21 protein-coding genes and 1 riboswitch are annotated in these 23,163 nt (G+C 64.1%); of the genes, 17 read left to right on the plus strand and 4 right to left on the minus strand.

Translation table 11 applies throughout. From position 1 onward, the window contains the following. Nucleotides 1-59 precede the first annotated feature (59 nt). Entirely contained in the window at nt 60-392 is a 333-nt protein-coding gene (locus E1B25_RS16710) for a hypothetical protein (RefSeq protein ID WP_132830660.1), read from the minus strand. A gap of 186 nt (nt 393-578) precedes the next feature. Here E1B25_RS16710 and E1B25_RS16715 point away from each other — a divergent pair, with 186 nt between their 5' ends. The 11 genes from E1B25_RS16715 (at nt 579) to ugpC (ending at nt 14,686) form a co-directional block, all read left to right on the plus strand. After that, on the plus strand, nt 579-1,619 hold the full coding sequence (locus E1B25_RS16715; protein WP_132830661.1) for a hypothetical protein: 1,041 nt from the start codon (nt 579-581) through the stop codon (nt 1,617-1,619). 206 nt (nt 1,620-1,825) lie between these two features. Beyond that, on the plus strand, nt 1,826-3,217 hold the full coding sequence (locus E1B25_RS16720) for an MATE family efflux transporter (protein ID WP_132830662.1): 1,392 nt from the start codon (nt 1,826-1,828) through the stop codon (nt 3,215-3,217). Further along, entirely contained in the window at nt 3,214-3,642 is a 429-nt protein-coding gene (locus E1B25_RS16725; RefSeq protein WP_132830663.1) for a glyoxalase superfamily protein, read from the plus strand. Before E1B25_RS16720 ends, E1B25_RS16725 begins: the two co-directional genes overlap by 4 nt. A gap of 305 nt (nt 3,643-3,947) precedes the next feature. Next, nucleotides 3,948-4,034, plus strand: a riboswitch (glycine riboswitch). 156 nt (nt 4,035-4,190) lie between these two features. Continuing rightward, nucleotides 4,191-5,315 (plus strand): glycine cleavage system aminomethyltransferase GcvT, encoded by a 1,125-nt coding sequence (gene gcvT, locus E1B25_RS16730; RefSeq protein WP_132830664.1) that lies wholly within the window; start codon nt 4,191-4,193, stop codon nt 5,313-5,315. Nucleotides 5,316-5,349: 34 nt separating this feature from the next. Further along, on the plus strand, nt 5,350-5,709 hold the full coding sequence (gene gcvH / locus E1B25_RS16735; RefSeq protein ID WP_132830665.1) for a glycine cleavage system protein GcvH: 360 nt from the start codon (nt 5,350-5,352) through the stop codon (nt 5,707-5,709). A gap of 162 nt (nt 5,710-5,871) precedes the next feature. Then, nucleotides 5,872-8,721 carry an aminomethyl-transferring glycine dehydrogenase gene (gene gcvP / locus E1B25_RS16740; RefSeq protein WP_132830666.1) on the plus strand — a complete coding sequence of 950 codons (2,850 nt, stop codon included), beginning with the start codon at nt 5,872-5,874 and terminating at the stop codon, nt 8,719-8,721. Between the two features lie 287 nt (nt 8,722-9,008). Further along, nucleotides 9,009-10,244, plus strand: coding sequence for an acyl-CoA dehydrogenase family protein (locus E1B25_RS16745; RefSeq protein ID WP_132830667.1), 1,236 nt, complete (start codon nt 9,009-9,011; stop codon nt 10,242-10,244). A gap of 243 nt (nt 10,245-10,487) precedes the next feature. Next, on the plus strand, nt 10,488-11,801 hold the full coding sequence (gene ugpB, locus E1B25_RS16750) for a sn-glycerol-3-phosphate ABC transporter substrate-binding protein UgpB (RefSeq protein ID WP_132830668.1): 1,314 nt from the start codon (nt 10,488-10,490) through the stop codon (nt 11,799-11,801). A 59-nt stretch (nt 11,802-11,860) separates the two neighbouring features. Beyond that, nucleotides 11,861-12,742, plus strand: coding sequence for a sn-glycerol-3-phosphate ABC transporter permease UgpA (gene ugpA, locus E1B25_RS16755; RefSeq protein ID WP_132830669.1), 882 nt, complete (start codon nt 11,861-11,863; stop codon nt 12,740-12,742). Beyond that, nucleotides 12,742-13,590, plus strand: a complete 849-nt coding sequence (gene ugpE, locus E1B25_RS16760) for a sn-glycerol-3-phosphate ABC transporter permease UgpE (RefSeq protein WP_132830671.1) — start codon at nt 12,742-12,744, stop codon at nt 13,588-13,590. The genes ugpA and ugpE overlap by 1 nt, the downstream gene beginning before the upstream one ends. Nucleotides 13,591-13,594: 4 nt before the next feature. Beyond that, entirely contained in the window at nt 13,595-14,686 is a 1,092-nt protein-coding gene (gene ugpC, locus E1B25_RS16765) for a sn-glycerol-3-phosphate ABC transporter ATP-binding protein UgpC (RefSeq protein WP_132830672.1), read from the plus strand. A gap of 267 nt (nt 14,687-14,953) precedes the next feature. Here the strand turns inward: ugpC and E1B25_RS16770 are convergent, their stop codons facing one another. Then, the gene (locus E1B25_RS16770; protein WP_132830673.1) at nt 14,954-15,493 is read right to left on the minus strand and encodes an adenine phosphoribosyltransferase; all 540 of its coding nucleotides are present in this window, start codon (nt 15,491-15,493) and stop codon (nt 14,954-14,956) included. Between the two features lie 141 nt (nt 15,494-15,634). Further along, nucleotides 15,635-16,510, minus strand: a complete 876-nt coding sequence (locus E1B25_RS16775; protein ID WP_132830674.1) for an S-methyl-5'-thioadenosine phosphorylase — start codon at nt 16,508-16,510, stop codon at nt 15,635-15,637. 216 nt (nt 16,511-16,726) lie between these two features. Between E1B25_RS16775 and E1B25_RS16780 the strand changes: the two genes are divergently transcribed. Continuing rightward, nucleotides 16,727-18,355 carry a SulP family inorganic anion transporter gene (locus E1B25_RS16780; protein WP_132830675.1) on the plus strand — a complete coding sequence of 543 codons (1,629 nt, stop codon included), beginning with the start codon at nt 16,727-16,729 and terminating at the stop codon, nt 18,353-18,355. 90 nt (nt 18,356-18,445) lie between these two features. On the opposite strand, the gene E1B25_RS16785 is transcribed toward E1B25_RS16780, so the two are convergent. Further along, the gene (locus E1B25_RS16785; RefSeq protein ID WP_132830676.1) at nt 18,446-19,051 is read right to left on the minus strand and encodes a flavin reductase family protein; all 606 of its coding nucleotides are present in this window, start codon (nt 19,049-19,051) and stop codon (nt 18,446-18,448) included. Between the two features lie 97 nt (nt 19,052-19,148). On the opposite strand from E1B25_RS16785, the gene E1B25_RS16790 reads away from it, so the two are divergent. The 5 genes from E1B25_RS16790 (at nt 19,149) to E1B25_RS16810 (ending at nt 23,138) form a co-directional block, all read left to right on the plus strand. Further along, complete coding sequence (locus tag E1B25_RS16790) at nt 19,149-19,655, plus strand: GNAT family N-acetyltransferase (protein ID WP_132830677.1); 507 nt, start codon at nt 19,149-19,151, stop codon at nt 19,653-19,655. A gap of 31 nt (nt 19,656-19,686) precedes the next feature. Then, nucleotides 19,687-20,451, plus strand: coding sequence for an EcsC family protein (locus E1B25_RS16795; protein WP_132830679.1), 765 nt, complete (start codon nt 19,687-19,689; stop codon nt 20,449-20,451). A gap of 157 nt (nt 20,452-20,608) precedes the next feature. Next, nucleotides 20,609-21,055: a DUF1178 family protein gene (locus E1B25_RS16800; RefSeq protein ID WP_132830681.1), complete on the plus strand. Its 447-nt coding sequence runs from the start codon at nt 20,609-20,611 to the stop codon at nt 21,053-21,055. Between the two features lie 4 nt (nt 21,056-21,059). Next, entirely contained in the window at nt 21,060-21,704 is a 645-nt protein-coding gene (locus E1B25_RS16805; RefSeq protein ID WP_132830683.1) for an SDR family NAD(P)-dependent oxidoreductase, read from the plus strand. A 195-nt stretch (nt 21,705-21,899) separates the two neighbouring features. Then, complete coding sequence (locus tag E1B25_RS16810; protein WP_132830684.1) at nt 21,900-23,138, plus strand: aspartate kinase; 1,239 nt, start codon at nt 21,900-21,902, stop codon at nt 23,136-23,138. Nucleotides 23,139-23,163: the final 25 nt, after the last annotated feature.

The following is a 23,163-nucleotide window of genomic DNA, read 5'->3' on the forward strand; positions in this document are numbered from 1 at the left end:
GGCGAAGCTATGGCAGGCTGTTTGAGCGGGCTCAATCCCGGAAGTTCTGGCTGCGCCGATCAGCCGCCCTTGGTGCAGTTAAGCTGGGCAAAAACCGCGCCGGAAATGGTCTGATACATGCTGGAATAGATCGCCTTGCAGCCGGTGGCGGCATGAAAGGCGCGGATCGCCTGATGGGTCCGCAGCCGGGCCGGCGGGCCGAAGGGGCTCAGGCCGTTTTCATGGCGCACCGCCTTGTAAAATCCGGGCTTGTCCCGCGGCTGGGTGATGGTCCAGACCCGGCCCCAGACCGTGACCTCGGTTGCCGGGGCGCTGCGCGTGAGGGTCCAGTTTTCAGGCAGGTCCGTACAGGCCGACAGCATCAGGGCGAGGCCAAGCAAAGCATATTTCATCGGGTCCGGTCCTTTGGATTGCTGCCGTTGTACCAATGTGAGCAAATTATCGCGCCTAAGTGAAGCCCTTGTGGCGTCGCAGGGCCGGTTTGCGGCGCAAAGCCGGATATCGTTGACGGATGTTTTTGCGGGCATACTCTGGGCGGGAGCGTACAGTGATGCGGTGAAAGATCTGAGGATGAGCGGATGAAGATTCGGCAACAGACTCCGTGGCAGAATCGGCGGCAGAATCGGCGACAGAATCGGCGGCACAGGGCATCACGAGGCCTGATCCGGGCGGCGTTGGCCGGGGCGGCGCTGGCGCTGTGGCCCTGTCTCGGCGTGGCGCAGGACTGGACCATGTCGCAATTCGACGACGGCTCGTTTTTCAGCGCGACGCTGGCGCCGGTGGACGGGCCGGGCCCGGCGCTGGTGTGCGGCGAACGCTCGCCACAGGGGGTTTCGGCGGCGGTGACCGGCAATACCGAGCCCGACATCACCCCGGCGGGGGCGTTTCGTGTCTATGTCAGCGACCGGGCGATCGGAGCACCAGGGGCGCATCTTCAGACCCGCGACGACGTGCTTTTGGTGGCCGGTGACAGCGGGTTCCGCCTGCACGGGCTGCGCTGGAATGAAATGTTCAGCACTTGGGAGGTCGATCTGCCTGCCAATGACCCGGCCTTTGCCGCCATCGCCGGGCAGGAACGGTTCGAGCTGCGCTCGGATCGCGGCAGCGACATGGTCTCGGCGCTGGGGTTTGACGCGGCGCTGGAGCAGCTGGCAGGCTATTGCGCGACCATGTTCACCTCGGTCGGCCTACCTTGGCCGCAACAGCAAGCGGCGGCGGTGGCTGGGGCCATGCGGCGCGCCGCCGAGGCGGATATAAGGCGTGGCTGCAACGGCCCGGCGCGCTGGAGCGCGGCGGCGATGAAACCGGCGCAGATTGATGGCGACGGCGCCGAGGATATCGTGTTGGACTGGCGCGAGGTGAGCTGCTCCACCGGGAAGGCGCGCCCGTTTTGCGGCGCGGCCATGTGTTCGGCCGACCTTTATCTCAGCGCGCTATATCCGGGCAGACGCCAGCCGGAGAAAATGCTCGCTCAGGGGGTGCGGATCCAGCCGCTCGACAATGGCAAGGACGCGGTGGCGCTGGGCAGCGCGCTGGCGACTTGCCAGCAGGCGGGCACCGGAGGGGGCTGTGAAACCCTGTGGTACTGGGCTGGCACCGGGCTGATGCGGCTGCGGTAACGCCTGCGCCTGCTATGACTTGACAGATGTATCATCGGGACGCTAAGGGCGAGCCGGGCTACAGACGCCCGCCCCCCGCAGACGCAAGTCTTGGTGAAGTTCTGTGAAAGACATCCGATCTGAGTCCTTTCCCGCATGGCGCGCGGATGGCAATGCGGGGCCCGTCCTTTAATACGCGACATGCGCGATAGAGGAGTACCGGGCCGATGTCTGAGCTTGCCCGCAATTCGTTTCTCGAAGGATCGCTGCCGGCGATCTATGCCAAGACGGCGCTGCCGATCATTTTCGTGATGGGGATGAGCGGCCTGTTGAGCGTCGCCGATGCCGTGTTCCTTGGCGTTTACGTTGGGCCGCGGGCGCTGGCGGCGGTGACTCTGATGTTCCCGATCTACATGGTGATCGTGGCGCTGGCGACGCTGGTGGGCAGCGGCATGTCCAGCCTGCTGGCGCGTCATCTGGGGGCCGGGCAGATGGAACAGGCGCGCGCCACCTTGGCCGGGGCGCATGGGCTTGCCCTGGCGCTGGGCATCGGGCTGATCGCCTTGTTCGCGCTGATTGGCGGGTTTGTCGCCAGCCGCGCCGCCGGGGGCGCTGGTGATCTGGCCGACATGGGGCTGGCCTATCTGCGGATCATGGTCGCCTTTTCGCCGGTGATGTTCGTGCTGTCGGTGCAGTCCGACGCGCTGCGCAACGAAGGCAAGGCCGGGACAATGGCGGCGATGAGCCTGCTGGTGACGCTGGCCAATATCGCCCTGAACTACCTGCTGATCGCGCGGCTCGAGATGGGCGTGGCGGGCTCGGCGCTGGGCACCGGGCTGGCGCAACTGCTGGCGCTGGCGGCAATCCTTGCGCTGCGTTCGAGCGGGCGCACGCTGCTGCCCGTTGATGCGATGCTGCGCGGCGGGCTGTGTCGTGGCTGGCGCCAGTTGCTGGCGTTGGGGGCACCGCAAAGCCTGAATTTTCTGGGTCTGGCGCTGGTGTCGGCGGCGCTGATGGCGGGGCTGCAGATCGCTGCGCCACCAGAGTATTCCACGCTGGTCTCGGCCTATGGTATCATCACCCGCATCATGACCTTCGTGTTCCTGCCTGTCCTTGGTCTGTCGTTCGCGATGCAGACGATCACCGGCAACAATTTCGGGGCCGGGCTTTGGCAGCGCTCGGATCGCAGCGTGCGGATCGCACTGGGTGCGGCACTGCTTTATTGCGGTGCCATGCAGCTTGCCCTGTCGCTGGGGGCGGCAGAAATCGCCGGGGCCTTTGTCGATGATCCCGAGGTGATCGGGGCGGTGGCGCGGATCCTGCCGGTGATGACGGCGCTGTTCTGGCTTGCCGGGCCTTTGATGTTGATTGCCAGCCATTTTCAGGCGCTGGGCGATGCGGCGCGGGCGGCGGTTCTTGGGCTGTCGAAACCCTATCTTTTCGCCATTCCGCTGACGCTGGTGCTGGCGCTGTCGGTGGGCGAGGCGGGGATCTGGTTCGCCGGTCCGATCGCCGAGCTGTGCCTGTTGGCGCTGACCGCGATCGTGCTGGCTCGCACCGCACGGCGGCGGGCGTTGCGTTGGGGGTTGTTCTCGGCGCGTGTGGAGGCGGGGCAATGAGCGCCCCGCTCGCCAATATCGCCGCCGCCAAGGCCGCGGCGCGTGATCTGCGCGCACGGTTGGCCGCCGAGGGGCGCGAGATCGGGCATGGTCAGGCGTTGGAACTGATCGCGCGCCAGCACGGGTTTCGCGACTGGAACGCCTGCCACGCGGCGCTCGTGGTTGCCGACACCCCAGCTTGGCAGCCCGGCGGGCGGGTGCGCGGGCGCTACCTGTCGCAGCCGTTCGAGGCCACGGTGATTTCGGCCGCGCCGCAGGGGGCGGGCTGGTACCGGTTGGCGCTGGATCTGGACGCGGCGGTGGACGTGGTCCGTTTCGACAGCTTCTCGTCGTTTCGCAAGCGGGTGCAGGGCACCGTCGGCCCCGCTGGCACCTCGCGCGAGCGGACCTCGGACGGGCATCCGCAGCTGGTGATTGAGCTGTGATCCGGGCGGGGGAGGCGGTGGGGCGGAACCAGCTGCTTGATTCGACATCTTGTTTCGGCCACCTGATTCGGCCACTTGATTCGGGCGCCTGTTTCAACGGCCGAATCAATCACCGCTTTGATCCACTCAAAGGGGTCAACGCATAGGGCAAAGACTTGACGTCCCAGCTTTTGCGGACCAAGCGGGCAAAGCGGGCACGCGATCTGGCCCCGGCGTTGGAATGGGGCCGGGCGGCGCAGCCAAACCTGTTCTGAAACCGACTTTTCTGACCTCTTGTGCGGCATCGGTATCGTCGCTAGTGTGACCTCGAACACGTGGGAGAACCGGTGAAAACCGGTGCCGAAGGAGCAACCGCCCCGGAAACTCTCAGGCCCAAGGACCGCGTGTTCTGACAGACTCTGGAGAGTGGCGACATGTGCGCCCGCCGAAGGGATAACGATCTCAGGCCAAAGGACAGAGGGGGCATCGCATGGGGGGCTTGAGCCCGCCAGAGAATGGGATGCCGGTGGAGTTCGTCGTAACAGCCCCGGATACAGACAGGACGGGCCATGACGGAACTGCGCAGAACGCCGCTCTATGATCTTCATGTGGAATTGGGCGGCAAGATCGTGCCCTTTGCCGGCTATGAGATGCCGGTGCAATACCCCGCCGGGATCATGGCGGAACACATTCACACCCGCACCAAGGCCGGGCTGTTCGATGTCAGCCATATGGGGCAGGTGATCCTGCGCGGGGACAGCCCCGAGGCGGTCGCGCGCGCGTTCGAGACATTGGTGCCGATGGATGTGATGGGGCTGGGCGAGGGGCGGCAACGCTATGGCCTGTTCCTGAGCGAGACCGGCGGCATCCTTGATGACCTGATGTTCGCCAATCGCGGCGATCATCTGTTCGTGGTGGTCAATGCCGCCTGCAAGGGTGAGGATACCGCCCGCATGAAAGCGGCGCTGGAGCCGGAGGTGAGCGTCACGGCAATCGAGGATCGCGCGCTGCTTGCGCTTCAGGGTCCCCGCGCCGAGGCCGTGCTGACCGAATTCGCCCCCGAGGCCGCAACCATGCGCTTCATGGATGTGCGCACGCTGGAGCTTGACGGGGTCGAGGCCTGGGTCTCGCGCTCGGGTTATACCGGCGAGGACGGTTATGAGATTTCCGTGCCCGCGGATCAGGCCGCGCGTCTGGCGCGCAGTCTGCTGGCGCATGACGATGTGGCCCCGATCGGGCTGGGCGCGCGGGATTCGCTGCGGCTGGAGGCGGGGCTTTGCCTCTATGGCCACGACATCGACACCGAGACCTTGCCGGGCGAGGCCAGCCTTGCCTGGGCGATCCAGAAGGTGCGCCGCAGCGGTGGTGCCCGCGAGGGTGGCTTTCCCGGCGCCGCACAGGTGTTGCCGCAACTGGTCAACGGCCCCGCACGCAAACGCGTCGGTCTGCGCCCCGAGGGCCGCGCGCCGATGCGCGAAGGGGTGGAACTTTTCGCCGAGCAAGAGGGCGGCGCGCCGGTGGGGCACATCACCTCGGGCGGGTTTGGCCCCACTGTGAGCGGCCCGATCGCCATGGGCTATCTGCCCGCCGATCTTTGCGCCCTGGGCACCACGGTCTACGGCGAATTACGCGGCAAGCGACTGCCTGTCACCGTTGCCGCGTTGCCTTTCGTGCGGGCCAGTTTCAAACGCTAATCTCTATCTCCATCTCCAACAGGATCCTGAACAGATGAAATACACCGAAGAACATGAATGGTTGCTCACCGAGGGCGAATTGGTCACCGTCGGCATCACTGAACACGCCGCCGAACAGCTTGGCGATGTGGTGTTCGTCGAACTGCCCGAGCCGGGCACCGAGGTGTCCAAGGACGACGAGATCGTCGTGATCGAAAGCGTCAAGGCTGCCTCGGACATTCTGGCCCCGCTCGACGGTGAAATCGTCGAGGTGAACGAGGCGCTGGTGAAGACCCCCGGCTTGGTCAACGAAGACCCGCTGGGCGATGCCTGGTTCTTCAAGATGAAGGTCTCGGACCTGTCGCCGATGGATGATTACATGGACGAAGCCGCCTACAAGAAATTCATCGGGTAAGCGGCGCCTCGGAGGCCGTCCGTTGGACGGTTTCCGCCGCGACCGGGCAGCGCCCCGGATAGCCCACGGCCGGGGGCGGGGTGCCCCCGGTTGAAAACTGTTGCAACGAAATGACCAGGGGCGGTGCCGGGCCGGGCGCTGCCATTCCGGAGAGACATCGCAATGACCTACACGCCCACCGATTACCTGCCCTATGATTTCGCCAATCGCCGCCATATCGGCCCTTCGCCCAAGGAAATGGACGAGATGCTGGCCGTGGTCGGGGCTGACAGTCTTGAGGATCTGATTGACCAGACCGTGCCGGAGGCGATCCGGCAGGTGTCCAAACTGGATTTCGGCAAACCCGAATCCGAACGCGAGTTGCTGCGGCACCTGCGCCGGGTGGCGCAAAAGAACAAGGTTCTGACCTCGCTCATCGGGCAGGGCTATCACGGCACGGTGACGCCGCCGACCATCCAGCGCAACATCATGGAAAACCCGGCCTGGTACACTGCCTATACCCCGTATCAGCCTGAAATCAGCCAGGGCCGGCTTGAGGCGCTGCTGAACTTCCAGACCATGATCAGCGATCTGACCGGGCTCGAGGTTGCCAATGCCTCGCTGCTGGACGAGGCGACCGCCTGCGCAGAGGCGATGACCATGGCGCAACGGGTGGCCAAATCGAAGGCCAAGGCGGTCTTTGTCGATGAGAACTGCCACCCGCAAAACATCGCGGTGATGCAGACCCGCGCCCGCCCGCTGGGCATCGAGGTGATCGTGGGGGCGCCGGAAATGCTGAAGCCCGACACGGTGTTCGGTGCAATCTTCCAGTATCCGGGCACCTATGGCCACCTGAGCGATTTTTCCGCGCCGATCAAGGCGCTGCATGACGCCAAAGCGGTGGCGGTCGTGGTTGCCGACCCGATGGCGTTGACGCTGTTGAAGGAACCGGGCGCGATGGGGGCCGACATTGCTGTCGGCAGTGTCCAGCGGTTCGGTGTGCCGATGGGCTATGGCGGCCCGCACGCCGCCTATATGGCGTGCCGCGATGACTATAAACGCAACATGCCGGGCCGGATTGTCGGCGTCAGCGTGGACAGCCATGGCAACCGCGCCTATCGGCTGTCGCTGCAAACGCGAGAGCAGCATATCCGGCGCGAAAAGGCGACCTCCAACCTGTGCACCGCGCAGGCGCTGCTGGCGGTCATGGCCTCGATGTATGCGGTGTTCCACGGGCCCGAGGGGTTGCGCGCCATTGCACAGCGCATCCATCGCAAGACCGCGCGGCTGGCCCGCGGGCTGGAGGCGGCGGGCTTCAAGGTGGTGCCGGCGCAGTTCTTTGACACCATCACCGTCGATGTCGGCCTGTTGCAGCGCGGCGTTCTGCAAGCCGCCGTGCGCGAGGGTGTGAACCTGCGCCGCGTCGGCGAGGCCAAGGTCGGCATCACGCTGGATGAACAGACCCGCCCCGACACCATCGAGGCGGTCTGGCGAGCGTTCGGCATCATCATGGACGCGGATGAGATCGACGTGGCCTATCGTCTGCCCGACGCGCTGCTGCGCAAAAGCAGCTATCTGGACCACCCGATCTTTCACATGAACCGGGCCGAGACCGAGATGATGCGCTATATGCGCCGTCTGGCGGATCGCGATCTGGCTCTGGACCGGGCGATGATCCCGCTGGGCTCGTGCACGATGAAGCTGAACGCGGCGGCCGAGATGATGCCGATTTCCTGGCCGGAGTTTTCGGAACTGCATCCCTTTGTGCCCGCCGATCAGGCGCTGGGATATGCCGAGATGATCGCGGATCTTTCGGCCAAGCTGTGCCAGATCACCGGCTATGCCGCCTTTTCGATGCAGCCCAATTCCGGCGCGCAGGGGGAATACTCCGGTCTGCTGACGATCTCGGCCTATCATCGCGCGCAAGGGCAAGGGCACCGCAAGGTCTGCCTGATCCCGGTCAGCGCCCATGGCACCAACCCCGCCAGCGCCCATATGGTGGGCTGGGACGTGGTGGTGGTGAAATCGGCCGAGAATGGCGATATCGACCTCGATGATTTCCGCGCCAAGGCCGAGAAACACGCCGACAATCTGGCCGCCTGCATGGTGACCTATCCCTCGACCCATGGGGTGTTCGAGGAAACCGTGCGCGAGGTCTGCGAGATCACCCATTCCCACGGCGGGCAGGTCTATATCGACGGCGCCAACCTGAACGCGATGGTCGGGCTTGCCCGGCCCGGCGATATCGGTGGTGACGTCAGCCACCTGAACCTGCACAAGACCTTTGCCATCCCCCATGGTGGCGGCGGCCCCGGCATGGGCCCGATTGGGGTGAAAGAGCATCTGATCCAGCATCTGCCCGGCCATCCCCATACCGGCGGCACCGAAGGGCCGGTGTCTGGCGCGCCCTTTGGTTCGGCCTCAATTCTGGCGATCAGCTGGGCCTATTGCCTGATGATGGGCGGTGATGGTTTGACCCAAGCCACCCGCGTGGCGATCCTGAATGGCAACTACATCGCCAAGCGGCTCGAGGGGGCCTATGACGTGCTGTACAAGGGCGGCAAGGGTCGGGTGGCGCATGAATGCATCATCGACACCCGCCCCTTTGCCGACAGCGCCGGGGTTACCGTCGATGACATCGCCAAGCGGCTGATGGATTGCGGCTTTCACGCCCCGACCATGAGCTGGCCGGTGGCGGGCACGCTGATGATCGAACCCACCGAGAGCGAGACCAAGGCCGAGCTGGACCGGTTCTGCGACGCGATGCTGGCGATCCGCGAAGAGATCCGCGCGATCGAAGAAGGCCGGATGGACCCCGAGAACAACCCGCTGAAGAACGCGCCGCACACGATGGAAGATCTGGTCAAGGAGTGGGAGCGTCCCTATTCGCGTGAACAGGGCTGTTTCCCTCCGGGTGCGTTCCGGGTCGACAAATACTGGCCGCCTGTGGGCCGGGTCGACAATGTCTATGGCGACCGGCATCTGGTCTGTACCTGCCCGCCGGTTGAAGATTACGCCGACGCGGCGGAATAGACGCGCGCGCGGCAGGTTGGAAACGATAGGGGCGGGCCTTTGGGTCCGCCCTTTTTGCTTCCGCATCTGATTCCGCTTGCGCGCTTGTTTTGCTTGGCGAAATAGCCTTTCGCAAATACCTGCTGCTTGAACGCTGCGCTCTTGATCGGAAAAATCCAGCGATTTTCGCGTTCTGACGGGTGGTGACGTTCCGTCAGGGCGCTAGACATTCGCCCATTCCCTGCGCAGTCTTGCCGCGACAGATTGGGACCGTGCGCGATGCCGGTCGGACGGGAGGGAGAGCCTAGATGAACATGTCATTTACCATTCGCGAGGAGAACGCGAAACTGCTGGAGCGGGTCCGCGACATGGTCCGCAACGAGATCATGCCGTTGGAGGCGGAATACCAGCAGGAGATCGGCAAGGGTGACCGCTGGCAATATACTGAACGTCAGGCCGAGATCCTTGAAGGGCTCAAGGCCAAGGCAAAGGCGCAGGGGCTGTGGAATTTCTGGCTTACCGACAGCGACAAGGGCTTTGGCCTGACCACGGTTGAATACGCCCATTTTGCTGAAGAGATGGGCAAGACCCCGCTGGGGGCCGAGGTGTTCAACTGTGCCGCCCCCGACACCGGCAATATGGAGGTGTTCGAACGCTACGGCACCGAGGCGATGAAGGACGAGTGGCTGAAACCGCTGCTGGAGGGCGAGATCCGCTCGGCTTATCTGATGACCGAACCGGATGTCGCCAGCTCGGACGCCACCAATGTCGCCATGTCCTGCGTGCGCGACGGCGATGACTATGTGCTGAACGGTGAAAAATGGTGGTCCTCGGGCGCCGGCGATCCGCGCTGCAAGGTCTATATCACCATGGTGAAGACCGGCGGCGAAGAGATGCCAAAGCACCAGCGCCATTCGATGATCGTGGTGCCCGCCGCGACAACCGGTGTCGAGGTTCTGCGCGCGATGGAGGTCTATGGCCATGACGACGCGCCGCATGGGCATATGCATATCCGCTTTAGCAATGTGCGGGTTCCGGTGACGAACCTGCTGGTGGGCGAGGGCAAGGGCTTTGAAATCGCACAAGGCCGCCTCGGCCCGGGCCGCATCCACCACTGCATGCGCGCCATCGGTCAGGCCGAGATCGCGCTTGAGCAGATGTGCAAACGCTCGCTGAACCGCGAGGCCTTTGGCAAGAAGCTGGCGCAGCTGGGCGCCAACTATGACATCATTGCCGAGTGCCGGATGGAGATCGAGATGGCGCGGCTGCTGTGCCTCAAGGCGGCATGGTACATGGATCAGGGCGATGCCCGTGCCGCCGCCCCGTGGATCAGCCAGATCAAGGTGGTGGCCCCGCGTGTCGCGCTCAAGGTGATCGACGAGGCGGTGCAGATGTTCGGCGGTGAGGGGATCAGCCAGGATACCCCGTTGGCGCAGGCCTGGACCCATGTGCGCACCCTGCGCCTTGCTGACGGGCCGGATGCGGTGCATCGCCGTCAGGTGGCGCGCACCGAATTGAAGAAACACACGCAGGAAAAAGTCTGACTCGGGCAGGGTTTTGACACCATGATCGGGCGGCCCCTTGGGGCCGCCTTTTTTGTCGCCCGGTTTCCGTTGCGGCAACCCCGCCAAGGTTCATCTGGCTGTCACATAGTTTCATCCAACTGTCATCTCTCCCTCCTATGACCGCGCCATGACCGCAGGACGGGATCGGTTCCCGCCTTGCCTGTTTCAATGACGGGCTTGGGGTGGGGCGCGCCCCCATTCGCCATGCCGAAGGAGAACGAGATGACCTTCAAGACCATTCTGACGGCCACGACGGCCCTCGCCATTGCCGCCCCGGCCTTTGCGGCCGACAAGGCCCAGGTTCAGTTCTGGCACGCCATGGGCGGCGAGTTGGGCACGATCGTCGACAAGTTCGCGACCGACTACAATGCAGGCTCCGAAACCTGCCAGATCAACGCCATCTACAAAGGCAACTACACCGAGAACATGACCGCCGCGATCGCCGCCTTTCGCGCGGGCGAGCAGCCGCACGTCGTGCAGGTGTTCGAAGTGGGCACCGCCACCATGATGGCTGCCGAGGACAAGGGCGCGGTCTATCCGGTCTACAAGCTGATGCAGGATGCCGGCGTCGATTTCGACCAATCCGCCTATCTGCCCGCCGTGATCTCCTATTACACCGACACCGACGACAACCTGCTGTCGCTGCCGTTCAACAGCTCGACCCCGGTCATGTGGTACAACAAGACCGCACTGGATGCCGCTGGCGTCGCCGTGCCAACCACTTGGGACGAGGTCGAAGCCGCCGCCCGCGCGCTGAAAGCCAACGGGGTTGAAAAGCCGTTCTCGATGGGCTGGCAGTCCTGGACCCAGATCGAAAACTTCTCGGCTTGGCACAACATCCCGATGGCGAGCGAAGAAAACGGCTTTGCCTCGCTCAAGACCGAGTTCACCTTCAACAACGACGCCGTGGTCAACCACATCCAGCGGATTGCCGACATGGGCAAAGAGGGCCTGTTCGGCTATGGCGGCCGTCGCGGTGACTCGCGCGGGATGTTCGTCAACGGCGAAACCGCGCTGTGGATCAACTCTTCGGGCTATTACGGCGGCTTCAAGACCGACATCAAGGATTTCGAGTTCGGCCAGACCATGCTGCCGCTGGAAACCTCTGTCGCCGACGCGCCGCAGAACTCGATCATCGGGGGCGCGACCCTGTGGGTGCTGAACGGCCACCAAAGCGACGAATACAAATGCGTCGCCGAGTTCTTCCAGTACCTGTCGCAGCCGGAACAACAGGCGTTCTGGCATCAGAACACCGGCTATGTTCCGATCACCACTGCCGCCTATGAGCTGTCGAAAGAGCAAGGGTTCTATGAGACTGATCCCGGCACCGACACCGCGATCAAGCAGCTGTCGCTGAACGCACCGACCCCGAATTCCAAGGGCATCCGGTTTGGCAACTTCGTGCAGGCGCGCGACGTGATCAACGAAGAGCTGGAGGCCGTCTGGGCGGGCGACAAGACCGCGCGCGAGGCGCTGGATGCGGCCGTCAAACGCGGCAACGCCTTGCTGCGCAAGTTCGAAGACGCCAACTCCTGACATCAGAAACGACGCGGGCGGCCCGGATCGGGTCGCCCCTGTCTTTAACGGCCTGACCCATGCAGAAACGTGTTATCTTTCGCTCCAAGTCGCTGCCCTATCTGCTGGTTCTGCCGCAGATCGTGATCACCTTGGTATTCTTCTTCTGGCCCTCCTATCAGGCGCTGGAAAGCTCGTTCTTCATCGAAGACGCTTTCGGCTTTTCGCGAGAATGGGTTGGGTTGCGCAATTATGCCGAGCTGTTCGCCGATCCCGGATACCTGAGATCCTTCCGCACCACGCTGATCTTTGGCCTGTCGGTGGCGGCGCTGGCGCTGGGAATGTCGCTGGGGCTGGCGGTGGCGGCGAACCGGGTGCTGCGCGCGGCGCAGGTCTATCGCACCTTGTTGATCTGGCCCTATGCCGTGGCCCCCGCGCTGGCCGGGGTGATCTGGTATTTCCTGATGAACCCCTCGATGGGCATCGTCGCCTATTGGCTCGAAGGACTGGGGGTGGAGTGGAACCACTATGTCAACGGCGATCAGGCGCTGCTTCTGGTGGTGGTTGCCGCCGCCTGGAAACAGGTCAGCTACAACTTCCTGTTCTTCCTCGCCGGTCTGCAAAGCATCCCGAAATCCCTGATCGAGGCCGCCGCCATCGACCGCGCCGGCCCGATCCGCCGGTTCTGGACGATCACGCTGCCGTTGCTGTCGCCGACGACGTTTTTCCTGCTGGTGGTCAACCTCGTCTATGCCTTCTTCGACACCTTCGCGCTGATCCATGCCACCACCGAAGGCGGCCCGGCGGACGCCACCTCGGTTCTGGTGTTCCGGGTTTATAACACCGGCTTCATCGGGCAGGACTATGGCTCCAGCGCGGCGCAGTCGGTGATCCTGATGGCGCTGGTGATGGGGATGACCTTCATCCAGTTCCGCTATGTCGAGCGTAAGGTGAATTACTGATGGTCGAGAACCGCCCCATCCTGAACTTTGTCACCCATGCGGTGCTGATCCTTGGCGTGCTGTTCCTGTGCTTTCCGGTCTGGATGGCGCTGGTCGCCTCCACCCATGGCCCCGACGCGCTGTCGAAATCGCCGATCCCACTGTGGTTTGGCGGTCAGGGCTGGGACAATTACACCCAGCTTCTGTCCGCCGGCCTACCGGCAGCGGGCGGTGTGCCAATCGGGATGATGATGTTGAACAGCCTGATCATGGCGCTGGTCATCACCTTCGGAAAGATCGCGATCTCGATCATCTCGGCCTATGCGATCGTCTATTTCCGGTTTCCCTTCCGCATGGCGTTCTTCTGGATGATCTTCCTCACCCTGATGCTGCCGGTCGAGGTGCGCATTCTGCCGACCTTTGACGTGGTGACCAAACTGGGAATGCTCAATACCTATGCCGGGCTGACGATCCCGCTGATCGCCTCGGCGACGGCGACCTTCCTGTTCCGGCAGTTCTTCCTGACCATCCCCGATGAATTGGTCGAGGCCGCCCGCATCGACCGCGCCGGCCCGGTCCGGTTCTTCATCGACATCCTGCTGCCGATGAGCCGAACCAATATCGCGGCGCTGTTCATCATTCTCTTTATCTATGGCTGGAACCAATACCTTTGGCCGTTGTTGGTGACCACGGACGAGGCGCTCTACACCGTGGTCATGGGCATCCAACGGATGGTCAACTCGGGCGAGTCGCTGCCGGTGTGGCACTTCGTCATGGGCACCGCCGTGCTGGGGATGATCCCGCCGGTCGTGGTCGTGGTGGCGATGCAGAAACTCTTTGTCAAAGGCCTGGTCGAAAGCGAGAAATAACAACATGGCGACCCTGAATCTGAATGCACTTGGCAAGACCTATCCCGGCGGCGTGACGGCCGCATCGGATGTCAGCGCCGAAATATCGGACGGCGAATTCGTCGTGCTGGTCGGCCCCTCGGGCTGTGGAAAATCCACCATCCTGCGCATGATCGCCGGGTTGGAGACGATCACCACCGGCCAGCTCGACATCGACGGCTCCCGTGTCAACGACCGCGAACCGGGCGAGCGTGACATCGCCATGGTGTTCCAGAACTACGCGCTTTACCCGCATATGAGCGTGCGTAAGAACATGGAATACGGGCTGAAAAACGAGGGGCTGCCCAAGGCGCAGATCGCCGAGCGCATCAGCGAGGCCGCGCGCACGCTGCGGCTTGAGGGTTATCTTGATCGCAAGCCGCGCCAGCTTTCGGGCGGTCAGCGCCAACGCGTCGCGATGGGCCGCGCCATCGTGCGTCAGCCCAAGGTGTTCCTGTTCGACGAGCCGCTCTCGAACCTTGACGCCAAACTGCGCACGGAACTGCGCGCCGAGCTCAAGGCGCTGCATCACCGGCTTGGCGCCACCTTCATCTATGTCACCCACGATCAGGTCGAAGCGATGAGCCTCGCGGATCGGATCATCATCATGAACGCCGGTCGGGTCGAGCAGATCGGCACCCCGATGGATCTGTATCTGCGCCCGGCGACCCGTTTCGTGGCCGAGTTCATCGGCAGCCCCTCGATGAACATGCTTGAGGGGCGGATCGGCGCGGATCGCGCCAGTCTGAGCTTTGACTCCGCGCCGCCGTTGTCCTTGCGGGGGGATCTGCCGGGGGTGGAAGGCCAGCGCATCGCACTGGGGGTGCGGCCGGAACATCTGGACCTTGCAGGCGACAGCGCCGGGCGGATCGACCTCTCGGTCCGGTTCGTCGAACAGCTTGGGGCCGACACGGTCGTGCATGGCGCCGTGTCGGGCGCCGAGGTGCCGCTTGCGGTGCGGCTTGCCGGGGTGCAACGGCACGAGACGGGCACGGTGCTGCCGCTCAGCTATGCGCCCGGGAACCTGCACCTGTTCGATGCGGACAGTGGGCGGCGGCTGGAGGTGGAGGCGGGGTAGAGCGTCCAAACGCTCTGATCGGATTAAATCGCGGTCGGAGCAGATCACGGTTTTGCCCGAACAGCGCCAAAGGCGCCGGGCGAGCGCCTGCCCGGTCCGGCGGGCTGGCGCTTTGGAAATGGGGTGCTCCGGTCATGTCGGGGAGGGGTTTGGCTGGGATAAAGCGCGCCGCCCGTCTGTTGCACGCGCCATCCCCCGGGCAGGCACTTGCCCGGCGCGGGGTGCGCCAAGGGGCAGGCCCTTCAGGGATTGCAGCCGGCCTCGCGCCTAGTCGCCGTCGAAGGAACACAGCGCATGCACGTCCATGCCCAGCCCTTCCAGAACCTTGCGCCCGCCCAGATCGGGCAGGTCGATCACAAAGGCGCAGCTGACGATATCGCCGCCCAGCCGCTCGATCAGCTTGATGCCCGCCGCGCAGGTGCCGCCGGTGGCCAGCAGGTCATCGACAACAAGGATCTTTTCCCCTGGCGCGATGGCATCATCGTGGATCTCGACAATCGCCTCGCCATATTCCAGCGTGTACTCTTCGCTGATCGTGGTGCCGGGCAGCTTGCCCTTCTTGCGGATCGGCACGAACCCGACGCTGAGCTGGTGCGCAATCGCCCCGCCCAGAATGAACCCGCGTGCCTCAAGCCCGACCACCTTGTCGATACGCTCGCCGGCATAGGGGTGCAGCATCTGGTCAATCGCCATGCGGAATCCGCGCGGGTCGGCAAAAAGCGTGGTCACATCGCGAAACATGATCCCCTCATGCGGGAAATCCACGATGGTGCGGATATAGTCCTTGACGGAAGTCGGTTTGGCCATTGCGCGGCTCCGGTTGTTCTCAACGCGACGGGTTTGGCCGATGCGGCCCGCGCATGCAAGGGGCGGGGCCGTTATCATGGCGGGGCCGCTGTCATCGCTTTCGCGGCCCTATGGAAAGCGCACCTTTGGGAAGTGCATGCCTCAGCCCAGCACCCGGCCCGCCACCGCATCCAGCTTGGCCACCAGATCCGCGTCGCGTTTTTCCGGCGCGGTCATGACGGCAAACTCCAGCGCGTGATCGCAGCCCTGCGGGCAGGGCGCGCGCTCGGCCCCCAGCAGGGCGGGCAGGCGGCGCACCTTTTCGCGGCCCTTTTCGGCATTGCCGGTCAGCGTGGCGATGATCTGCGTCACATCGACCTCGCCATGGTCGGGGTGCCAGCTGTCGTAATCGGTGATCATGGCGACAGAGGCATAGCAAAGCTCGGCCTCGCGGGCGAGTTTGGCCTCGGGCATGTTGGTCATGCCGATCACATCGGCGCCCCATTGATCGCGATACATCTTGGATTCTGCCAGCGATGAGAATTGCGGCCCCTCCATCGCCAGATAGGTGCCGCCGCGATGCACGGTGATGCCAGCCGCCTTTGCCGCCGCCTCACAGGCATCGCCGAGCCGCGAACAGGTCGGGTGCGCCATGCTCACATGCGCCACGCAACCGGTGCCGAAAAAGCTTTTGTCGCGGGCGAAGGTGCGGTCGATGAACTGATCGACGATGACGAAATCGCCCGGCGCCAGCTCTTCGCGGAACGAGCCGCAGGCGCTGATGCTGATCACATCCGTCACCCCAAGCCGTTTCAGCGCGTCGATATTGGCGCGGTAGGGCACATCGGTGGGGCTGAGATAATGCCCGCGCCCGTGACGCGGCAAAAACGCCAGTTCGACACCATCGAGCCGCCCGGTCAGGATCTCGTCCGAGGGGGCGCCCCAGGGGCTGTCCACCGTGACCCAACGGGCATCCTCCAGCCCTTCGATCTCGTAAATGCCCGATCCGCCGATAATGCCGATTTTGGTCTGTGCCATGCTGCTTGCCCCAACGCTTTTTCTTGGCCGAGATTACCCGGGGGCGAGCGGGATGCAACCGGACGCCGCCTCGCTTACCCAAGGACACCGTGCATATTTTGTCGGGTCCGGTATGATCTGGGTGCATAGCGACCTTCCGCTGGGTGCGGTGGCAACCGCGGGCGGAACCGGGTACACGCTGCGTTTTAGCGAACAGATCATCACAGGACCCCCTATATGAAACGCGCCATTATGGCCTCCTTCGCCAATCGTCTTGCCATTCCCGACCTGCGCTGGATGCCCGATGAGGGATTCAGTCTGGGGCGGATCCGAATCGAGCTGTTGTCGGGGTTGACCGTGGCGCTGGCGCTGGTGCCCGAGGCGGTGGCCTTTGCCTTTGTCGCCGGCGTGAACCCCTTGGTGGGGCTTTATGCGGCGTTTCTGGTTGGCCTGATCACCGCGCTGATCGGCGGTCGGCCGGGTATGATTTCGGGCGCGACAGGGGCGCTGGCGGTGGTCATGGTGGCGCTGGTGGCGCAGCACGGGGTGGAATACCTGTTTGCAACCGTCGTTCTGATGGGGCTGATCCAGGTGCTGGCCGGGGTCATGCAATGGGGCAAATTCATCCGTCTGGTGCCGCATCCGGTGATGCTGGGCTTCGTCAACGGCTTGGCGATCGTGATCTTTCTGGCGCAGATGGGCCAGTTCAAGGTGCCCGGCAGCATGACCAACACCGGCCACGGCGTGTCGGGGGGCGAATGGCTGTCGGGCCTGCCGCTGTACACCATGCTGGGGCTGGTGGGGCTGACCATGGCGGTGATCTGGGTGATGCCGCGGATCACGCGGATCGTACCGGCACCGCTGGCCGGGATCGCGGTGGTCGCGGCGCTGGTGATCGGGTTTGGGCTGGATGTGCCCCGGGTCGGGGATCTGGCCTCGATCAAGGGCGGGCTGCCGCAGTTCCACATTCCCATGGTCCCGCTGAGCTGGGAGATGCTGCAGATCATCCTGCCCTATTCGGTGATCCTTGCCGCCATCGGCCTGATCGAAAGCCTGCTGACCCTGAACCTTGTCGGCGAGATGACCGGCAAGCGCGGCGGCGCCAGTCAGGAATGCATCGCCCAGGGGCTTGCCAATACCGTGACCGGATTCTTTGGCGGCATGGGCGGCTGTGCCATGATCGGGCAGTCGATGATCAACGTGAAATCGGGCGGGCGCACCCGCATCGCCGGGATTGCCGCAGCGCTGTTCCTGCTGATCTTCATCCTGTTCGCCGCACCGCTGATCGAACAGATCCCGCTGGCCGCGCTGGTCGGCGTGATGTTCATGGTGGTGATCGGCACCTTCGCGTGGAACTCGCTCACCATCCTGCGCAAGGTGCCGCTGACCGATGCCTTCGTGATCCTGCTGGTCACCGTGGTCACGGTGATGGAGGATCTGGCGGTCGCCGTGGTCGTCGGCGTGATCGTCTCGGCGCTGGCCTATGCCTGGAACAACGCGCGGCGCATCCACGGCAAGACTTACCTCACCCCCGAAGGCGCCAAGGTCTATCAGGTGCAAGGCCCGCTGTTCTTTGGCTCGGCCGAGGGGTTCTCCGAGATGTTCGACCCCAAGAATGACCCCTCTGTCGTGATCGTCGATTTTGCCGACAGCCGGGTGGTCGATCAATCCGCCCTGCAGGCGATCGAAGCGGTGGCCGCGAAATACGAGGCCGAGGGCAAGCATATCCAGTTGCGCCATCTCAGCCGAGATTGCCACCGGCTGCTGAACAAGGCGGGGCATCTGATGGTCGACAGCGATGATGATCCCGATTACGCGCTGGCGGTGAACTATTCCGTCAAGACTGGGATCCTCGGCGGCCATTAGGGCCGCCGCTGGTCGCAATCTCCTGCCGCCTGCGCCGCGCGTGGCCCGGTCTGCGGCGGGGATGGGCCGCCAGACCGGGAACGCTCTGCCTCAGTCGTCGGGGCGGGTCATCTCGAACAACTCGGTCACATGGCTGTAATCGCGATAGCCCAGCCGCGCCAGCGGTTGAAACGACAACACATCTAACCGCCCGTCCTTGATGCAATCCTCGCGCAGATGCACGCCGACGACCTCGCCCAGAACCAGAAAGTTGTCCTGCCCCAGCAGCGGCACGATCTGGGTCAACCGGCACTCCAGCGCGGCGGGGGCATGGGCGATGCGCGGGCAGTCGATGGTCGCGCACTCTGCAGCCTCCAGCCCGGCATGGGCAAATTCATCCACCTCCTTGGGCAGGGCGGCGGAACTGGCATTCATCGCGTCGCGCATGGCGTATTCGGCCACGTTCACGCAAAAGACGCCGGTGGTGCGGATATTGCTGACGCTGTCCTTGGACTCGACCTGATCGGATTTGCCCGAGGTGCTGGCAAACATCACCTGTGGCGGGGTATAGGCCACGCCGTTGAAAAACGAATAGGGCGCCAGATTGTTGACCCCTGCGGTGTCGCGGGTCGAGATCCAGCCGATCGGGCGCGGCGTGATGATCGCGTTGAACGGGTTGTGCGGCAGGCCGTGGCCATCCTCGGGGCGGTAGAACATTGCTCTTTCCTCTTGTTTTGGACTGTTGTCTTGTTTGCCCAAGGGGTAGCGCCGTGCTAGGGCGATTTCCACCTTGGAATCAGAGGCGCGCGGATAGGTGATCGAGCTACAACCGGAAAATCCCGCCGATTGGTGGGCTGTCGAGGCCCTTTATGATCTGTGTTTCGCACCGGGGCGCGAGGCGTTGTCGTCCTATCGGCTGCGCGATGGCATTGATCCGGTGCGGGGGCTGTCGATGGTGGCGCGCGACAGCGACGGCACCATCGCGGGCGCGATCCGGTTCTGGCCGGTGCGTGTGGACGGGCGGCCCGTGCTGTTGCTGGGGCCGGTCGCGGTGCACCCGACCCATCAGGGCGAAGGTCTGGGCGGGCTGCTGATCGACGAGGGGCTCGCCGCCGCCCGTGCCTCTGGCTGGGCGCGGGTGATGCTGGTGGGCGATGCGCCCTATTATGGCCGTTTCGGCTTTACCCGGCTGAGCGGGGTGGTGATGCCGCCCCCTACCAACCCGGACCGCGTTCTGGGCCGCGAGCTGGAGCCCGACGCCTGGCGCGATGTCCGCGGGGCGGTGACCCGCTGGATCGAACGGGAAGAAGCACGGGATTGAATTCTGCCCCCGGTATGCCAATCTTGAACAGATGACACCCGAGGACATTACCCTGAGCCTGCCGGTCGATCCGGAGGCCGAGCTGGATCGCCTTGCCGCGCTGTATCGTGCGGCGGGTGGGCCGGGGATGCGCCTGCTGACGGCCCTAGGTGGGCGCGCTGAGGGGCTGCTGTCGCGCCTGCCGCCCGAGCTGCGCGGCAAGCTGGGCGCCGCCACCGAACAGGCGCTGACGCTCTCCGTGCGCGCCGCCCAGAGCAGCCGGGGCAGGGTGCCTGACCAGCCCGGCTGGGTCGACACCGCGCTGACCACCGCGATGGGGGCCGCTGGCGGGTTCGCCGGCCTGCCCGGCGCGCTGGTGGAACTGCCCGCCACCACCACCATGCTTTTGCGCACGATCCAAGGCGTCGCGGCGCAAAGCGGCTTTGACCCCGCCGCCGAGAACGTGCAATTCGACTGTATCCAAGTGTTTGCTTCGGCCGGTCCTTTGAGCCATGACGACGGTGCCGATACCAGCTTTCTTGCGCTGCGTCTGACCCTGACCGGCGGCGCGTTGCAAAAACTGATCGCCCAGGTCTCGCCCCGGTTGGCCGTCGTTCTGGGGCAGAAGCTTGCCGCGCAAAGCGTGCCGGTGCTCGGGGCCGTGGCGGGGGCCGGGACCAATTTCCTGTTTACCCGCTATTACCAGCAGATGGCTTTTGTGCATTTCGGTCTGCGTCGGCTGGCAATCGACGCCGATATCCCCCATGCTGAATTGACCGAGAGGCTCGCCGCACGAATGGGGGCCGTGAAAGCCTGAAGGCGACCCGGGGGAGGCTTGGCAGTCGCCGATAAACGCCCCGAAACGTTGCCGATTTTGTACACTCTCGCGTGATCTGCCCCCCGCGACCGCCGCGGCCCTTGATCTCGTCCCCCGTGCGGATATCTAATCACAGACCCCAAATGGCGACACGAAGATGATCCAATACGCCTTGAAATGTGCCGATGGGCACGATTTTGACAGCTGGTTCCAGTCTGCTGCGGCCTATGACAAGCTGGCCGCCGCCGGCATGGTGCAATGTTCCATCTGTGGCAGCGGCAAGGTGGAAAAGGCGATGATGACCCCGCGCGTGCGCCCCGAGCGCCAGATCGCGGACGCGCCAGAGCCAAAGACCCCGGATCGCCCGCTCAGCAAACCTTCCAACGCCGCCGAACAGGCCCTGTCCGAATTGCGCCGCAAGGTCGAGGAAGGCTCTGACTATGTCGGCGTTAACTTCGCCTCCGAGGCGCGCGCGATGCATCAGGGCGATGCGCCCGAGCGCCCGATCTATGGCGAGGCCAAGCTCGAGGAGGCCCGCGCGCTGGTCGAGGAGGGCATACCGATCGCGCCCTTGCCCTTTTTACCCAATCGAAAGGTCAACTGAGCCTATGCATGTTCTTATCACCGGCGCCGGGCGCGGTATCGGCGCGGCGCTGGCCGGGCGGTATCGCGCGCAAGGTCACACGGTCAGCGGCACCGCCCGCGATGGCAGCGCCGAGATTGCCCTCGACGTGACCGACCCGCAGGCGCATCGCGCTATGGCGGCGCAGCTTGCCGATCAGCCGCTGGATCTGCTTGTGTGCAATGCCGGGGTCTATCTGGACAAGGGACAGGCGCTGGAGGGCGGCTATCCGGCAGATATGTGGGCGCAGAGCTTTGCGGTGAACGTGACCGGCGTGTTTCTGGCTGTTCAGGCCCTGTTGCCAAATCTGCGCGCGACACCCGGTGCAAAGATTGCCATCATTTCGTCGCAGATGGCCTCGCACACCCACGCACCGGGGGGCAGCTATATCTATCGCGCCTCTAAGGCCGCCGTGCTGAATCTGGGTCGCAACCTTGCCACCGATCTGCGGGGCGAGGGAATCGCTGTAGGCATCTACCATCCGGGCTGGGTGCAGACCGACATGGGGGGCGGCACGGCAGAGATTTCGGTCGCCGCCGCCGCCGCCGGGCTGGTGGAGCGGTTTGCCGAACTGGATATGGGCCGAACCGGCTGTTTCGAGACATGGGACGGACGCGCGCACGCGTACTGAGGGCTCCCGCCACAGCCGCATCCATCGCGTTTATCGCAAGTTGTCGCCCCGCCCCGGCCGACCACTGCAGGCGGCGGGGCGCGCTTCGGGGGCGGATGTGCGCGAGACTCGCGCCACACCCCACGCGCCTTTCTCTTGCGCCCGTCGCGCGCTGCGCGTACACCGCGCCCGACTTCGGGACCAAGGGAAAAGCGCATGCCCGTCCTCGTGATGAAATTCGGCGGCACATCCGTCGCCAATCTGGATCGTATCCGGCGCGCCGCCAAGCGTGTCGGTGTCGAGGTGGCCAAGGGCTATGACGTGATCGTCATCGTCTCGGCCATGTCCGGCAAGACCAATGAGCTGGTCGGTTGGGTGGAAGAAACCTCGCCGCTGTTTGACGCCCGCGAATATGATGCGGTGGTGTCTTCAGGCGAAAACGTCACCGCTGGTCTGATGGCGCTTACCTTGCAGGAAATGGATGTCCCGGCGCGCAGCTGGCAGGGCTGGCAAGTGCCGCTGAAAACCACCAGCACCCATTCGGCCGCCCGGATCGTGGAAATTCCGACCGCGAATGTCACCCAGAAATTCGCCGAGGGCATGAAGGTCGCCGTTGTCGCCGGGTTTCAGGGCATCAGCCCCGAGGGCCGGATCACCACCTTGGGCCGGGGCGGCTCGGACACCACGGCGGTGGCCTTTGCTGCCGCATTCGGGGCCGAACGCTGCGATATCTATACCGATGTGGACGGTGTCTATACCACCGACCCGCGGATCTGCGCAAAGGCGCGCAAGCTGGACAAGATCGCCTTTGAGGAAATGCTGGAACTGGCCAGCCTTGGTGCCAAGGTGCTGCAAACCCGCTCGGTCGAGCTTGCGATGCGGTTTGGCGTCAAGCTGCGCGTCTTGTCGAGTTTCGAGGAACAGTCCGACGAAGCGGGCACACTGGTCTGTGCCGAGGAGGATATCATGGAATCCAATGTTGTGAACGGCGTCGCCTATTCCCGCGACGAGGCCAAGCTGACGTTGCTGTCGGTGGCGGACCGCCCCGGCATCGCCGCGACGATCTTTACCACGCTCAGCGAGGCAGGCGTCAATGTCGACATGATCGTGCAGAACATCTCGGAAGAGGGGCGCACGGATATGACCTTTTCCTGCCCCACCAACGAGGTGACCCGCGCCGAGGCGGCGCTGGACAAGATCAAGACCGACGGTCAGCTGAACTATGGTCAGATGATCGCCGATACGGAGGTCGCCAAGGTGTCTGTCGTCGGAATCGGCATGCGCAGCCAGTCGGGCGTCGCGGCAAAAATGTTCAAGGTACTCTCGGGTGAGGGGATCAACATCAAGGTCATTACAACCTCAGAGATAAAGATTTCTGTCCTGATTGACCGGAAATACATGGAACTTGCCGTTCAGGCGCTGCATGATGCGTTCAATCTGGACAAGGCGGCCTGAGTGGATTTTCCTCGGGTCGTCTGAT

Origin of the sequence: Antarcticimicrobium sediminis (assembly GCF_004348975.1) — a bacterium.
GTDB lineage: Bacteria > Pseudomonadota > Alphaproteobacteria > Rhodobacterales > Rhodobacteraceae > Antarcticimicrobium > Antarcticimicrobium sediminis.